This is a genomic window from Bacillus mycoides, assembly GCF_018742245.1.
Taxonomy (GTDB): domain Bacteria; phylum Bacillota; class Bacilli; order Bacillales; family Bacillaceae_G; genus Bacillus_A; species Bacillus_A cereus_U.
In genome coordinates this window covers 130662-146482 of record NZ_CP036135.1, presented here as the reverse complement: position 1 = coordinate 146482, position 15821 = coordinate 130662, and the positions used below count along the sequence as shown (strand labels likewise).

The window sequence follows — 15821 nt, the reverse complement described above, 5'->3', positions numbered from 1 at the left end:
GAGTAAAGGGGGATTCCGTAATGGCACATGTCAGTACGGAGGATGCGATGAAAGCAAGAAATATTGACTTGATTTCATATCTGGAAGCAAAAGGAGAAACGTTTAAGAAAGAAGGAAACTATTATCGTCATACGGAACATGACAGTCTCATCATTAAAGGGAATCAATACGCCTGGAATAGTCGAGGGGAAAAAGGATATGGAGCGATTAGCTTTGCCATAATGTACTATGACATGACATTCCCTCAAGCCGTGATGGACATTCAGAAGGGGGACTACAAAGAATTTGATCGTTCAAAAGCTGAGGAGGAACGCAAAAAAGGGCAGCAGCCATTTATCTATCCAAAACACTTAGAGGTGCCGAAACAAACAGAGATCAAGCGATACTTAATTGATGAACGGAAAATAGATCCTCGCTTGGTGAACTGGTTGATTAAAAAGGATCTCATCGCCCAGGATAAGAAAAATAATGTGGTGTTCAAATGGAGGGAAGAAGGCGGCAAAGGGCAAGTAATTGGAATGAATCGTCAAGGTACAGTCAAAATGGAGAATAAAAGGGGCAGCTTTAAACAAATTGTCCCGAATTATGAAAAAATCAATGCGGGTTTTACAGTTGATGTGGGTAAGCCGGATAAAATCTATTTTTATGAAGATCCGATTGATATGTTATCTCACTGGAGTATCAAGCAAAATAAGATACAAAATGCTCGCCTGGTTTCTATGCATGGATTGAAGTCAAAAACAGTGATTCAATCTTTAATGGATGCGAAAAAAGAAGGGCACGATATTAAAGAGGTCATTATGGCAGTTGATAACGATAAAGCCGGGAAAGACTTTATTCAGACGATGAAATGCTTTGTAGATCTTAAAGAGGATATTCCAACGAATGAAAAAGATTGGAACGATGTCCGGAAGAAACAAGTGAGTGAGCAACAGGTAAAAGAAACAGCTCAACCAAAGAAAATGAAACCAATTAAAGAGGTGGAGAGAAGTGTCTAATCTACCAGGAATGCCAAACATATTACAGATTTTGATTTATGGTTTTATCCTTTATGTTCTTTTTCGTATTTTAAAATTTATGTACCGGAAGATCCAGGAGCGTAGAATGCTGAAGCGAATGGCGAGGTCTGGTATTCGCTATATAGATAAAATGGACGGACATCAATTCGAAGTGTATCTGAAGGCTCTCTTTCGAGAGTTGGGTTATTCTCCAACAGTCACAAAGCAGTCAAATGATTTCGGAGCAGATCTGGTATTAAAAGGGAAAAATCGTATTGTAATTCAGGCGAAACGCTACGGGATGAAAAATAGAGTCGGCATCAGTGCCGTACAAGAGATATATGCAGCACAAGCCTATTACAAAGCACATGAGGGCTGGGTTGTAACGAACAGCGTGTATACAAGGCAAGCGAAAGAATTAGCAGAGGCATGCCATGTAAAACTAATAGATCGTATAGAACTTCAGAAATTGATTAATAAAATTAATCCCGAATATTCGGCTGAAGATGTGTATCAAGGGGTGACACCGGCAGAACGGAAATGTCCAGCATGTAAGAATCATTTAGTCGTTCGAAATTCAAATAAAACAGGAAATAAGTTTTTTGGCTGTTCTCAATATCCGACATGTACACATATGGAACCAATAAATAAATGAGCTGTGATGAAAATCCAGCTCTTGTTAAGTGACAATATGTGGATTTGAAATAAAGTTTAATCGTTTATAACAAAGTTTAACCATTTTGAAAGAAGATTAACTGTTTATAAAAAAATTGCACCGTTTTACCCTTTGGATTTAGTATTTAAAGGGGGGGATTTATTTTTGATGGGTTTTATAAGGATTATAGCTATTTTTCAAGACTAAAAATTGCTTTTCATTTTGTAGATTAATTACAATTATACTACGCCATTTGCTATGCTTCAGTTGTGACATAATAAGAGGGCGTTAATTATGAATAACAAAATTTAATTAGGTGGGTGTGAACGGTGTTATATAGAGTGGATGATTTTAACTTTTCTGAAAAATACGATTGTTGGGATGGCTCTATAAACGTAAATGGTTCTGTTACGTTTTTTGAACAAAAAAAAATTGAGATAAAGGGGTATTTAGAGAGTAATCTACCTTTAACAAAAGAAGCTTATAATACGCTATGTTATTTAAAGGAACACTTTGATATTGTTTATGAAAATATACTAAAGAGTCTATTTGAATTGCAATTTAAAGACTTAATGAGATACGAGATATATAATGAAAATGACGACTCCTTTAGTCCTATTACTTTTAATAGTATGGAAGAAATCCATCCTTTTATAGGAACTCCTACATTTGAAATTTTACCTGATTATACGAAGGACAACTATGCTTATTATACAATTTCATTTAATAAAGGTTGCTTGCTATCTATTGAACATGGTCTTACAGCTTTATTTTTTAAAAATGATATGATTCATATTCAGCCTTCTGATTCATATTGTATGCTTCAGATGCTTATGGATTACGAGGAAGATTGTGCAAAGTGGCAAAAAGATTTTTGGTTAGTGTGTTTTGAACTAGCTAAGAAAAATTTATTAAACGATAGAGAATTGGTTAGAGCCAAGTGGTTGAAAAGTAAATAATCCTCTTGTTTTTTAAACGGAAATCTTAAAACCAAAACTGATGATAGTTTTTAGCGCTATGTTTCTAGGTTTTATTTTCCGCTTTTGTTGCTTTGGATAAAGTTGCGATACTTCGCCTCTTTCAATTAAAGAATTCTAAGAAAGCTTCAAACAAACTTTTTATAGAATGGAATGTTTTTTAGTTAAAGTTGTTGAAGTTCATGCAATTATTCCTGATATCCGAAATATTGAAGGATTACAAAAAAAATCAATCTTTTTTATAAAAGAATAATCTGATTAAATACTATAAGAGCATGTTTTGATTAATCTTTTTTCAAAACATGCTCTTTGCTTTCAGGCTTTTATCACGGTTAATAGCATTAATTTGATCAAACTTTATTCGAAACCTATACAATAAAGTTGTTTGATTTACAATAAAGTCGTTTAAAACATAATAAAGTTGTAAAAAACAGCAGTCATGTTATTCGATTAAAGGGCTATTTGGTTGAGCAATACCTTTTAAGAAAATTGGATATCTATGTTAAATTTTAGATGAGTTCGATGTAATCGATGGAGGATTATATTAATAGAAAGGAAATTAGGAGATGGAAAAATCAATAAAAAGTGAATTAATTGGAGCGTTTACCTTTAATGAGGCTTGTAAAGCATATCAGCAAAATAAGGGGAAAATACATTGGCAATTGGATATTAGAAATGAATATGTAGATGTTAATGAGATGATTAAAAGAGCAGAGAAGCTTTTTTTATGCGTAGAAGAATTTGATAAAAAGGCTAAAGTAGCCATAGCAGAGAAATTGATTGATTACAAAAATGATTTTTGGCCTGAGTATGATGAGAATGATGAACATTTAAATTGGGATGCTGTAGATGCAGGAGAATATGATGTAACTAAAGAAAAATTTGAAAAAGCAATTACTCTCTATGACATCGAAATTAGAGCAAATGATATATACTGTGAATATCATGATGGAGATTTATTTGGTGGACACATGATACATGCCTATTTTGATAATGATTACAAGTTATTAAATGCAGTGGTGTAGTGTTAATTAGATGAAAATTGCAAGAATAATACGGCATTTCGTTAATTCACAACTTTTAAATTATATGTAACAAATACTATTCTTTATTGAACTAAAGGGCGCTTTAGTTCAATAAAGAATTAAACAACTTTATTTTCTGTTTTAATGTCTACAATTATGCTGAAATGAATATTTTTAAAGAACTTTAAAAGGAGATACTACTTAAAATGTAGTATCTCCTTTGTGTTTTTGAAAGAAGAATTAAATAACTTTATTATCTCTACACAGCTCTTTTGTTATTTTTAGGAATTAACTTTAAAAAAATCATACTCTCATCAAAAAACAGCTTCTCAGATTTCGATATAATCAATGTTTATTTAAAAGTGAATGACATAAGACCTAAATAACAAAGGATGTGTTGTAAGTGAAAATAAGCGGTTTAAAGTGAGTTAAGGATGTTATTAAGAATTTTTTATAAAATATCTGTAAAACAAACAAATAACCTTGTAAGGTTGGTCGTTTTGTTATAAAATAACCTTATAGGGTTATTTTATAAAGATAAGGAGTGAGAACATTGGAGAATACAGTAAAAGAAATCATTGATGATTTAGAGTATCTGTTCAGGAATGGAGAAATTGGTATGGAAGTAAGTAATCCGGCTTACTATCAGAGGTTTTGTAAAGTACTGGATGCAACAGAAATGCGCTATGATTTACACATTCACGAATATGATGAGGATTCCCTAGTTGTTAAATTAGTGTAAAATACAAATGTTTTAAGGGGTTAATTTTCTTGAAGTATAAAAAGGGAATGGGGAGAAAAAGGATATGAAAATTGGTACATCTGAATGGCTTTCTCTTAGTAAGGATATTAAGCTGAAGTTGATCCGTTTGGCTGTCATAGATAGTAAATATAAACAAGCAAAATAAAAAACCTTCATTTGCTTAACAGCAAACAAAGGGCTTAGTTAATGAGTGACTGAAGTAGAAGGAAATCTAGTCCATTGCCTTCTTTATTTATTGTAACATAAAAGGAAAAGCACAAACAAAGGAGAATTCCCATGAAAGAAATTGATAAATACATGACACCATCTGAAGCAGCATTTTATTGGGGGATTCCTCGTGAGACAATTAAGAATAAATATAGCCCCTCTCTAATGAACGAGAAGCAAATAAATGATTTAGAGCGCATGTTACAAGAAGGTTTAGTGAAGTATTTTTTGCATCCTGAAGGGAAGCGTAAGGAATGGATTATAAGCCGACAGGCAATGTATGAATGGTTTGGAGAACCAAAAGACAAGTAGGAAAGGGGGATAATAATGCAAGAGGAAACATTTTCCCTGTGGGGAGGCTTCAAGAGTGCATTTCGTTTGGTTATTTGGTTTTGGATCTTTATGTTTTTGCTATTTGGTGAAAGCTTGTTACAATAGAATCAAGTCGAAAGTCAAAAGACCCTTAGGTAGCTCTCATAGGTGTAAGATCTATGGGGGCGTTTTTAACAAGGGGAATATAAAATTTCACTTACCATAATGTTTAATAAAAAATAAACTACATAATCAATAGTCTACATTTAATTTTGTGCCTAATTAATCCGCTTAATGGATTCGGTCTCGTCTGTTTTGGATACTATTTTATGTGAAATGGAGATATTATTTTTATTTCGGATAGATTTATTGCGAAATATGTACCTAGACCAGTATTTAAATTTAAATACTTATCAATTGAAAAGTAGAACTGTTTGGTGTTATTTTTAAATAAAGTTACAGTGTTTATAAAAAAATTGCGATGTTTTGTCCCTTTGGATCTGTTTATCTAAAGGGATGTTTTTATAGTGAAAAGAAGATCTGAACTGAAAGGCGGATTAAGGAACTGTTGAGTAGCAATAAAGTTACTCCACTAAAGGGCCATTTTCTCGAATAACATATTTGAAGGAAATTATTATAGATGAAGCTATTGAGAAAGCTTTAACTTAAATTAACTGGTGTTTTATCCCAAGTAAAATGATACAATGTCCAAAAAACACCGAGCAAAGGGGAAGAGAAAAATGAGGTTTTGTATGGACTTTGGTGATACGAATTTTATTGGAGTAGCGAACACTAATAAATACGAATCATTCGTAGATGAAGATTGGGAATTAGATAATCTCTTGCAACATTTTGGAGACGAGATGAAGCAAGGGCATATTTTAGTTTTTCAAATGACTGAGGAAGGAATTGAATATTCCTGGAGAGTAGAGGTTAGAAAAGGTACGGAAGAAATAACTCATAAATGCTTTAGGAAAGCAGTAGGGTATATAGAAGTAACGGAAAATCAACTATATTTAGTGGATTATGACTGCCTTACAATGGCTGCTCAGTTTCAAAATAACAAAGTACCTGATCGAAATTGTTCCAAATATAAGATTGAAATAGAAAATGGCTTATATAAAGTTGAAGTGGTTCAATATTATAATGTAGATGAAGATGAATATGTAGGAACAAGCGAAACGGATATTTTGTTAAATTTCATAAAGGTATCGGCCAGTGAACCAATAGCTGAAAAGGTATTTTGGTGTACATATTAAGTTAATAAGAGGGGACTATACCCCTTTTTTGTTGAATTAACGGGATAGCTTTAGCAAAATAACTAAGGAGTCATTTTTGCTGTGTTTTTGCATTTTCCATTATTCCGCAATCGGGCGCTTTAATTGAGCAAGGATCCCAAAAATTATCAAACTTTTTTATAAAAGGATGATTCAATTGAATATAGAAAAAGCGTGTTTTGATCAATCTTTTTTCAAAACACGCTTTTTCTATTTGCTCTTTTATCAAGGTTCATTAAGTTAATTTAATCAAACTTTATTCCAAGGCTACAATATACGTCATTTAATTGTGGTAAAATTTAGTTAATTTATTATATTAAAGGGGATTTGAACATGTCTATATGGAAAGGGTCAGCAGCAATTTGTATAAACTCAAGAGATGAAATACTAATGGTAGCACAGGAGAAACCAAAAGAGCCTGAACTTTGGTCTGTTCCTTCAGGTGGAGTAGAGGAAAAGGAAACATTTGAAGAGTGTTGCATTCGTGAAGTTTGGGAAGAAACGGGCTACCAAGTGCAAATTGTTCAAAAAATACATGAACGAGATGGAATTACATATGGCGTAGATGTTCATGTTGAATATTTTGAAGTTGAACTAGTTGGTGGAGAAAAGAAAATTCAGGATCCAGATGAGTTGATTCAAGATATTTGCTGGAAGCCAATATCTGAGATTAATAAACTTAAAATGCTATTTGAAAAAGAGCGAGATATATTACTGAATTACATACAAGAAAGAAAAGGTTAGAATCTTAATTAACTTCTAATAACGATAATTATGTAAATGAGCTGTCCATATGGGCAGCTTATTGTATTTTTTGCTTAGCGTGGGTTTTTTCCAAAATGCTGACGGTACCCAGTTTTACAAAACCTGTATCTTGTGCAAGTTGTTAAAGAATATGTGGAGATAGATATTGCTGTAGTTCTTCAGTGAATAAATGAAACTTATCCTGAATCGATAGATTCATACAAAAACGCTATCCTTTCTGTGTATTTCTACAAAAAGAATAGCGTTTTTTTCATTTTGTGAATACAAATTCGCTTTAGCTTGATGATGATGTGGCGTTACCCCTATATAATTGGGAATATCCTAGGTTTTTGTAATTTGATGAAAGACTTCTGGAGCAAATCACCAAAGAGCATGCAATTTTACATATACAAATAAAGGTAATGAGTATGCAGGATGTGATTGAATTATTTTAATATAATTAAATCACATTGCATTTTTTCTTTTAAGCTAAATTAACTATCTTTTTAATATATATATTAACTTATAATAATTACAATTAATTGAATAAGATTGAATATAAATAAGATTAAATAGTAATTTTATCAGGATAATATTGCCAGTGGAACTAATGCTTAATAGTATAATTTTCGGATTTATTCGACAAAATTCTACTATTTACGCATTAAAAGTTTAATGTTTTAATAAAGGTGTAATTGGTACGACCACTAAGAAAGGAGAAGATTATACGAATAAAAAGTGCAGTGAAGTTGCAAGTAACATTATGTCGAATTAATTTTCTCATTACTCAGTTAATTAAACTTAGAAACAATTTAGAACCACAAAAGTATCACATTTATAAGAAATAGCATTCTAAGTCTCTACATAGCAAAAATGATTTTATTTTATTCCGAGGTAAAAGTATAAGCAATGTACAAGTATAATTTCATTTTTTGTAATCTTGTAGGATCTTATGAAATTGCTATCAAAAAAGTCATGGCAGGATTAATGATAGGAGCAACGACTAAATCTATCTGGACTTCCTGCAAGTGAAGCAGGTCCAGCTCTCAAATGAATATCATACTATTGATTTGAGAGCTAATCAAAGCATAAATAGTTGCAAGGCTAGATTTCATATAAATAAAAATGAAACCTTTAAAATTTAGTCTAACTATTTTATCAACAAACACCAATTAATGGGAGGGATTACCATGAAAAAAACGTTAGTCGCAGGGTTATTAATTACTGCAGTATCTACAAGTTGCTTCTCACCTGTAAATACTTTTGCAGAAAGTAAAACAACTTATTTACAACCAAGTAGTATACTTGGACCCGCTATGGATAGGTTATCAAATTCGATTACGAAATTAGGATCACAGACGCCATTGATTCAAGGATATGGGCTAATCATATTACAGCAACCAGATCTTGATGTAAGTACTATATATGGAATAACAACTGATCAAGGTACTGTAAGAAACCATGTTCGAGACTGCCTGGATGTAAATAACCACAAATTATCCGTTGTAAATCAAGACATACAGAGTTTCGGAATAAGGTTTACAAATTATTACAATAAATTAGTTGAACTAGCTGGAAAAATGAATGAAGATCCGGAAGCAAAAGCATTATTTGTACGTATTTTTAACTTACTTCAAGGTGACGTGCAAAAAATTCAGTATAATATGAAAATAACTTCAGAAGACTTAAACAATTCTAAAAACGAATTGGCTGAAGATAGTAATAATTTTTCTAGTAAAGTTAGCAGAGCGTTTGAATCTTATAAGGGTTCAGACGGAGACATTGAAAAATTAAGAACGGAAATGGGACAACTTAATGCAGGCATTCAAGAAGATTTTGAAAAACTTCTAGCTCTACCAAAAGAAAATCTAGACGGTTCTTTAAATATTACAAAGTCGGTTATTAATATTTTGAAAGACGGAGTTAAGGATAAAACTGTAGACGTGTCTAATTTGGAAGCGATTTATAACCAATATGGACAACTCAAAAATGATAAAGTAACAGAACTGAATAAAGCTATTGCTCAAAAGCAACAGAAACTAATTCAATTGGTACAAAATTTATCGAATATTGAAGTGCAAGCAACTCAAATGACACTTATTGAGCAGCAATTAAATAACTTTACAAGAACAGTTAAAAAGCAAACTCAGAGTTTTGACAATCTAGTAAGTAGTTGGGACACCTTTAATAACATAATGATTGAAACGGGGACAAGTCTTAATACTGATGTGAAAATAGATTCTAATTCATTACAAGCACGATTAAAAGAGCTTAAACAGTTTACGGATGAATTGAAAAAACAAACAACGGAATATCAAGAGAGTGTTACAAAAATAAAAGTAACAGGATGAAATTTGTAGAATTCAGAACAATAATTCTTAATAATGTAAGGAGAGAAAAATGTGATGAAAAAACCTTATAAAGTAATGGCTTTATCTACATTAATAGCAACAATCGTAGCGGGTGGCATTATGCCATCATATGCCTCGGCAGAGGAACCAGCACCTATTTATGCAAATCAAGACCTAAAATACCCTAGTTATTACCTTGGACCAACAGGGCTTGATCATGCGATGAAGGATACTAAATCCAATATGTTGGTAATGGACCTGTATGCTTTAACTATACTTAAACAAGCAGATATTAATTTGGATGGTTTATCTTCAGTTGGCGATAATTTAAAAACAGACATTAAAGCCAACCAAAATCTTACTAGAGAAAATGCAACATACTGGTTAAATAATTTGAAGTCAGGAATAATTACGACGAATCAAAATATTATCAGTTATGATACAAAATTCCAAAATTACTCTCGTTATTTATTACAATATAAAAATGATCCAGTCAAACTAACAGCTTTGCTTACAAAGTTGAATGATGAAATTTCACAGAATAAAGATCAAGTGACCAAATTAGTGGATGATTTGAAAAGCTTTCGCGGCAAATTAGAAAAAGATACACAAAATTTAAAAGGGAATGCTGAAAAGATTGTAAATATTTTAACTGGTGAAGAAGCCGGAATTCCACTGTTTCAGCAACAAATCGAAACAAATAAAGCAGTAATCGATGAGAATAACAAAATTTATATTGCATCGTCGGTTGCAACTGCTGCTGGTGCATATTTAGTTCTTTCACCTTTTGCGCCCATTGGTGCACCTATATTAGGAGGTGGGATATACGGAGTAGTTTCATCGCAGCAGCAGATAATCAAGGCACAAGACCAAATTATAAAGCTAACACAAGATATTTCAATGGCGAAACTACAGTCAGCTAGATTAACGATAGTGCAAAGTGATATTAAAAATTTAACAGATACAATTGATAAAGCTATTGTTTCTCTTGAAAATATAAAGACTGCGTGGGATGGAATGGGAACAAAATATGACTCATTGATTAAGAGTGCTAAAGCTGTTGACCCAGAATTCCTTGCTATGGATATAACAGCAGATCTGGATACAGCGAAGGATCATTGGGAGCAGATTAGAAAGTATGCTGAAAATATTCAAAGTAGTGAGATTTCATTCTTGAACAAATAATATTACATCAAGAAATTGCCGAAGTAATGAAAAATATAATATACTGAGTTTCTCTTTTGAAGAACACATAATGTGAGTCTCCTGTTCAAGTTTGAGCAGGAGACTTCCTATATAGTTATGAAACTTAATAAAGATTATAGAATAAGAAAGTACGAGAATCTCTATCTTAATATGTTGTTTTATTTGCAATAATCATAATTCATTTGAAGTAAAGAATAGAAGCTTATGAATTTAATAAAATATGTGATGCATGTGAAAGAGTAGGTGAAAAAGATGAATAAGAATTTATATAAGAAAATTATTTTGTCAACAATCATTACGGGAATGGCAGCGAGTAATGTAATTCCACTTCATACTTTGGCAGCAGAACAAACTGTGTCCCAACAGCAAGAAAGTTTGAAGAACTATTCCCTTGGTCCTGGTGAATTTAAAGAAGTAATGGGAAAAATGGTGGCAAATATCCTTACAATGGATTCATATGCCAATACAATCAGTAATCAACAGCTGACAGATTTAAGTAAAATAAGTTCTATAAATGGTGATTTACAAGCAAACATGATTAAGCATCAACGGGATGCAATAGAGAATGCCGACTTTTGGTTCATGTATTTTAAAACTCGTATTATGTACACGCATCAGAATATTGTAAGTTATAATGATACGTTTCAAGCAAGTTATAAGCTTTTACTAACTGCTATAGAGCAAAAAGATACAGAGAAATTAAAATATGAACTAGAAAATTTGTACAATAGTATTTTGTACAATAGTCAAAAATTAGATGTACTGTTAGAAAAATTGAAAAATTTTCAAGGTGAAATAGCAGAAAATACAAGAAATTTCAAAGAAGATTTCAATCAATTGGAGAATATTCTAGAAAGTACGAACGCTGGTATTCCGCTTCTACAACAACGAATTGAGAATTGTAATAATACAATTAAAGAAAACTATGATAAACGTGGTGGCTATATAGCTTTATCTGTATTTATGCCTCCGATTGGTATACCATTGATTGTCACTGCTGACAAGAATATCGCATCTGCACAACAAGAAATAGAACAATTAAAGTCCAGAATTTCTGGAGCAGAGGCAGAAGTAGTTATTTTGACTGATGCCAAAAATAAAACGGAACATATGGCTGCAACAGTTGGTACAGCTGTTACTGCTCTTGAAAATATAAAGACTCAGTGGGGGACAGTGGAGAAAAAATATAAATCATTGATTGCCAGTGTTGACAGCATTAGTCTAGACTTGTTTGATGAGATTATAAGAGCAGATCTGAATACAGCGAAGGATAATTGGCAGGACCTTAAAAATTATACAGATAAATTATATGAAGGTGCTAAGATTGCACAAAATAAATAGATTGTACAAATAGGAGAACCACAAATAGGACAACCGCAAATAGGACCGGATTGCACCTGAATACATGTAAATAATATAAAAACATACAACCTTGTATTTGTTGGTAAGATTGTATGTTTTTTTATAGAGATGTACTACTTCAGGTACCGTCAATATTTTTGTGTAAATAAAGAATTTCTTTTCTTGCAGAGGAGAGGGTTCTTTATTTTTTATCTTCAAACATAGCTGTTAGTTCTGATTGAGCTTGATCGAAACCTAAGTGACAACGAGTTGTGAAACGCTGATTGTATGTTTCAAATTGTGAAACAAGGAATCTTTCTACCAATTCTTCATTAGGAAATTGTTATTTGCGCTTCTTCCCCCTACTTTTTTCTTGTTATATAAAAACTATATAGTAAACATGAAATTGAAAAAGTTAGACGGAACATCCTTTTAGAGGCTGAATTTCCCTTCAACTAATTCCTACATAATATAAGTAAAAAAAAGATAAGAACACTATTATTAGTGCAGTTTCAAGATTAGCTTTATATAGGAAACTACAAGACAAAGTATAAGAAAAAACACCCGCCGAAATTGGAGAATTTTTCAGATGTAGTGGGTTATTCTTTGAAGCGTTTCCGTACGTCTTTAATTCACGAAAAAAATGTCGAATTTATGCGAATTTTGTTGTTTTATTTTATTTCTAGTGATAAAGTCTTAATTATAGAGAGTGTGGACACAAACCCCTTTAGATTTAATTTTCCGAAAATTTAGAATTAATATATTTTTCTTGTTTGTGCACTTTCCATCTCTACTCTTTCGTCTTTCTATCCTACGGAAAAAAAACGAATTATTATGATTCAAGTCGTTTTTTTTCGTGAAAGTTTTATTTATCATTTTAGATGTAACACGATGAACCGTAACGATAATAACTAGTGGTAAAAAAACTATAGAAGAATTTTTTCCTTAATTAAGGATTACCACATTATTAAATGAAATTTGATTTAATAAGTTTCAAAATATATAAATATATTTTGAATTTTGTTATGATTCCATCCGATAATGAAATTCGATAAAGGCAAAATTAGTGAAAGCTAATGGCGCAAAGCTATAGGGACTAAGGTGCATTGCACTATGTCAGCCAGTTGCCGAAAGGTTAGGAAACTACCAAATTTTATTCATGTTGGCTGTTTAATTCCTCATGCCTTTAGGTGTGGGGAATTATTTTATATAAAGGAAGATAATGCAGCAGTCAAAGGTCAAAAACAAAACAAGGGGGACTTATTTTGAAAAAGATTTCATCTTTATTATTAACTATGCCAATTATTTTAGGGAGTGTTGCTACGATTCCGTATACAAAAGTTTCAGCTGCAACGGTGCCATCCAATCAAGAAACATTCAATCTAGAAACATTGAACCAAAAGACAGATCAGGCAATTGCAAATGGTAATTTTGAGGGTCATTTGAGTTATCTCACAACGTATCTGAATGTAAATATTGGAAATATCACTGGAACGGGTTTACAGAATAAGCTTGCAGACCCAGGATTTGCAGCAGCTTTGGCTCAGTGGCAATTGATCTCACAAACAGGTGCTGCAGCAATGAATACATTCGCTAAAAAAGATGCTGCGCATCAAAATTTTCTTAATTGGGTTATGAAAAATACAGATGTAATGAATACGTTTCTTGAAGGAGGTAGTCCAACTGGAAAAAATCCAGTAAATGCACTTGAGATATGGAATACAATATGGAATACGGATGCAGATTCTCATGAAGGCTTGTATTTGAAATTAGCGATAGCTACATCGTTAGCTCATGCTGAACCTATAAAATATTGGACAAATAATACACCTATTAATCCATTAACGAGGTATCAACATTATAAATCAGCAGATCAAAATAATGAGTTACTTCCTTGCTTTAGAACATATGATGTTTGGCATTTAAGGTTAGTAGTGAATACTTGGTCACCAGAAGAAGATTTAACTTGGGCAAGAAAAATGATTAATACGGAACATCCCGAATTGAAAAGTCAAGATAAGATAGGAACAAGTGCATATTTGATTCAGTATGTAACAAACAACAAAGATGGAGTTAGCGTTCAAGCTGGAAATGATGCATTCTATGGTTTAGGTTGGAACCTTTCCTCAATTTACAGAAATGGTGCGGTATGCGGTGGTATTTCAAAGTTTGGTGTGCAAGTAAGTCAAGCCTTTGGTGTAGCAGCTATGCCTGTTACACAGCCTGGACATTGTGCACTCATATGGAATGACAAACCATCTTCTTGGAATTTAGGAAATGATATATCTGGATGGGGAGAATCGGGCCGTCATGATGTAACTGTTATTCCTTGGACAGATAATAGTTTGAAAAATCAAGTACCGAACATATTATTATTTGAAAATGCTGAACGTGATTCAGTAAAACTAGATCAATCAGAGCGATTACGCTGGTTAGCGAAAGCGATGTCTTCATCAGATAAGAAAAGTGCAATTTATAAAACAGCTACGAATATTCTACCAATTAATGTTTTAGTATGGAAAGATTACGTTTCTCTCATGTTACAAAATCCAAATGTAACAGATGCTGAGTGGCAAGAATTAAATAACAGTATAGTTTCTGCTTTTGCTAATGAGCCAAGACCGATGATGGATCTTCTTACTCAAATTAGAAGCCATGTTCTTAATACAGGTGATAGAGCTAAGCTTCAGCAATATACTTTAAATATATTAAATGCATTCTCCACAATAACAAATGTTAATGAGAAGCAAGTAGCTAATAATATAAAAGCCCAAATGCCAAGTTTAGGGCTGTACCTTGCTACTTTTAGTTTTGATGGAGTAAATGCAGGGAAATTAATGGGGATTAAACCGGATACGGAATACAGTATCGATGGGGGAAAAACGTATAAAGCTGCTACAAGCAATGATATGCTTCTTAGCAATGAAGAATTATCAGCAATCAATTCAACGAATGGTATTTTAACAAGAGTGATTGGAACGACGCAACCTTTATTAATTCCAATTGGAAAATCTGGTAAAGTGAATGTTTCTTCAAATGATGATGAGAACTTAATTTTTGGTCTAGACGGTACGATGGAATTCAGCATCGATCAAGGTTCACATTGGACAAAATATAATCCAGCTTCTCCTAATTTACCGGATTTAACAGGAAATGTTACGTTAACCGTTAGAAAGTTTGCTGTTGGTTCAAATCCAGCAAGTGATGCTGTTAACTTAAAGTTTACTGATACTGCTGTAGTAGGATTAATACCACGCACAAGTTTATCGGTTGCAGGTTTCTCAAGTCAACAAGATGCAAAAGGTAATGCTGGTGCAAATGCAATTGATGGAAACTCTTCGACAATGTGGCATACGTTATGGGATGGAAGTGATAAAGCTCCATACATTACGATAAAGCTTAATGAAATTACTAGTATATCGAAATTAACTTATGCTCCCAGACAAGATAGCAATAATAACGGTAACATAACTAGTTATAATATATACACAAGTTTGGATGGAGTTAATTTTATAAAGGTTGCTACTGGAAAATGGGAAAATAATAAACTTACGAAGAATGCAAGTTTCAGTAAAGTAGATGCACAATATGTAAAGCTTGAAGTGGTATCAGGATACGGTGGATTTGCCTCAGCTTCAGAAATAAAATTATATAATAACTAGTTGAAAGATTAATAGAGACTGTAGCAAACATACTTTATATGTTTGCTACAGTCTTTTTTTTATGTGCTCAAAATAATGATTTATGCGTATCAGATTTTTTAGAAGGAAAAGTTGTCAGAGCAATAAAATCAGTATCGCCTTTAGGAGCACTTTTAGTGTTGCTTTGAAATAAAGTTTAATCAATCTTTATTATAAACAATCAGACTTTATTCAAAATCCACAGTAGATATCGGTTAAAAGTTTTTTTGAGCAATATAATGAATAATTGTTTGAGGGATATCTAAAAATTGAGAAAAAAACCCA

General features: G+C 32.4%; 12 protein-coding genes, 1 pseudogene and 1 riboswitch. Of the genes and pseudogenes, 12 read left to right on the top strand and 1 reads right to left on the bottom strand.

Annotated features, from left to right (window positions below; translation table 11 throughout):
* The first annotated feature begins 20 nt into the window (after positions 1 to 20).
* From EXW56_RS27415 to nheC, 11 genes are all read left to right on the top strand, one after another.
* Positions 21 to 998, top strand: a complete 978-nt coding sequence (locus tag EXW56_RS27415) for a DUF3991 and TOPRIM domain-containing protein (RefSeq protein ID WP_215558674.1) — start codon at positions 21 to 23, stop codon at positions 996 to 998.
* Positions 991 to 1653: a restriction endonuclease gene (locus EXW56_RS27410; RefSeq protein ID WP_215558673.1), complete on the top strand. Its 663-nt coding sequence runs from the start codon at positions 991 to 993 to the stop codon at positions 1651 to 1653. Before EXW56_RS27415 ends, EXW56_RS27410 begins: the two co-directional genes overlap by 8 nt.
* A 329-nt stretch (positions 1654 to 1982) precedes the next feature.
* The gene (locus tag EXW56_RS27405; protein WP_215558672.1) at positions 1983 to 2612 is read left to right on the top strand and encodes a DUF6985 domain-containing protein; all 630 of its coding nucleotides are present in this window, start codon (positions 1983 to 1985) and stop codon (positions 2610 to 2612) included.
* A gap of 584 nt (positions 2613 to 3196) precedes the next feature.
* On the top strand, positions 3197 to 3655 hold the full coding sequence (locus EXW56_RS27400) for a DUF2262 domain-containing protein (RefSeq protein WP_215558671.1): 459 nt from the start codon (positions 3197 to 3199) through the stop codon (positions 3653 to 3655).
* Between the two features lie 553 nt (positions 3656 to 4208).
* Positions 4209 to 4397 (top strand): hypothetical protein, encoded by a 189-nt coding sequence (locus EXW56_RS27395; protein ID WP_000432338.1) that lies wholly within the window; start codon positions 4209 to 4211, stop codon positions 4395 to 4397.
* A gap of 297 nt (positions 4398 to 4694) precedes the next feature.
* Positions 4695 to 4937 carry a helix-turn-helix domain-containing protein gene (locus EXW56_RS27390; RefSeq protein ID WP_002139963.1) on the top strand — a complete coding sequence of 81 codons (243 nt, stop codon included), beginning with the start codon at positions 4695 to 4697 and terminating at the stop codon, positions 4935 to 4937.
* A gap of 752 nt (positions 4938 to 5689) precedes the next feature.
* The gene (locus EXW56_RS27385) at positions 5690 to 6196 is read left to right on the top strand and encodes a hypothetical protein (RefSeq protein WP_016128098.1); all 507 of its coding nucleotides are present in this window, start codon (positions 5690 to 5692) and stop codon (positions 6194 to 6196) included.
* A 351-nt stretch (positions 6197 to 6547) separates the two neighbouring features.
* On the top strand, positions 6548 to 6958 hold the full coding sequence (locus tag EXW56_RS27380; protein WP_215558670.1) for an NUDIX hydrolase: 411 nt from the start codon (positions 6548 to 6550) through the stop codon (positions 6956 to 6958).
* A 1190-nt stretch (positions 6959 to 8148) separates the two neighbouring features.
* Positions 8149 to 9309: a non-hemolytic enterotoxin subunit A gene (gene nheA / locus EXW56_RS27375; protein WP_215558669.1), complete on the top strand. Its 1161-nt coding sequence runs from the start codon at positions 8149 to 8151 to the stop codon at positions 9307 to 9309.
* Between the two features lie 54 nt (positions 9310 to 9363).
* The gene (gene nheB / locus EXW56_RS27370) at positions 9364 to 10494 is read left to right on the top strand and encodes a non-hemolytic enterotoxin subunit B (protein ID WP_215558742.1); all 1131 of its coding nucleotides are present in this window, start codon (positions 9364 to 9366) and stop codon (positions 10492 to 10494) included.
* A gap of 273 nt (positions 10495 to 10767) precedes the next feature.
* A complete protein-coding gene (gene nheC / locus EXW56_RS27365; protein WP_215558668.1) occupies positions 10768 to 11856 on the top strand; it encodes a non-hemolytic enterotoxin subunit C in 1089 nt (362 codons plus the stop codon).
* A gap of 202 nt (positions 11857 to 12058) precedes the next feature.
* On the opposite strand, the pseudogene EXW56_RS27360 reads toward nheC, so the two are convergent.
* Positions 12059 to 12199 (bottom strand): annotated as a pseudogene (locus EXW56_RS27360) (IS256 family transposase); the annotation flags it as partial.
* A gap of 703 nt (positions 12200 to 12902) precedes the next feature.
* Positions 12903 to 12988: riboswitch (cyclic di-GMP riboswitch) on the top strand.
* Positions 12989 to 13121: 133 nt separating this feature from the next.
* Here EXW56_RS27360 and EXW56_RS27355 point away from each other — a divergent pair.
* Complete coding sequence (locus tag EXW56_RS27355; protein ID WP_215558667.1) at positions 13122 to 15518, top strand: discoidin domain-containing protein; 2397 nt, start codon at positions 13122 to 13124, stop codon at positions 15516 to 15518.
* Positions 15519 to 15821: the final 303 nt, after the last annotated feature.

Bases quoted from the DNA above. Each gene is read 5' to 3' on its own strand.
- nheB (WP_215558742.1), top strand. From the start codon at position 9,364: ATGAAAAAACCTTATAAAGTAATGGCTTTATCTACATTAATAGCAACA.
- EXW56_RS27390 (WP_002139963.1), top strand. From the start codon at position 4,695: ATGAAAGAAATTGATAAATACATGACACCATCTGAAGCAGCATTTTAT.
- EXW56_RS27415 (WP_215558674.1), top strand. From the start codon at position 21: ATGGCACATGTCAGTACGGAGGATGCGATGAAAGCAAGAAATATTGAC.
- nheA (WP_215558669.1), top strand. From the start codon at position 8,149: ATGAAAAAAACGTTAGTCGCAGGGTTATTAATTACTGCAGTATCTACA.
- nheC (WP_215558668.1), top strand. From the start codon at position 10,768: ATGAATAAGAATTTATATAAGAAAATTATTTTGTCAACAATCATTACG.
- EXW56_RS27380 (WP_215558670.1), top strand. From the start codon at position 6,548: ATGTCTATATGGAAAGGGTCAGCAGCAATTTGTATAAACTCAAGAGAT.
- EXW56_RS27385 (WP_016128098.1), top strand. From the start codon at position 5,690: ATGGACTTTGGTGATACGAATTTTATTGGAGTAGCGAACACTAATAAA.
- EXW56_RS27400 (WP_215558671.1), top strand. From the start codon at position 3,197: ATGGAAAAATCAATAAAAAGTGAATTAATTGGAGCGTTTACCTTTAAT.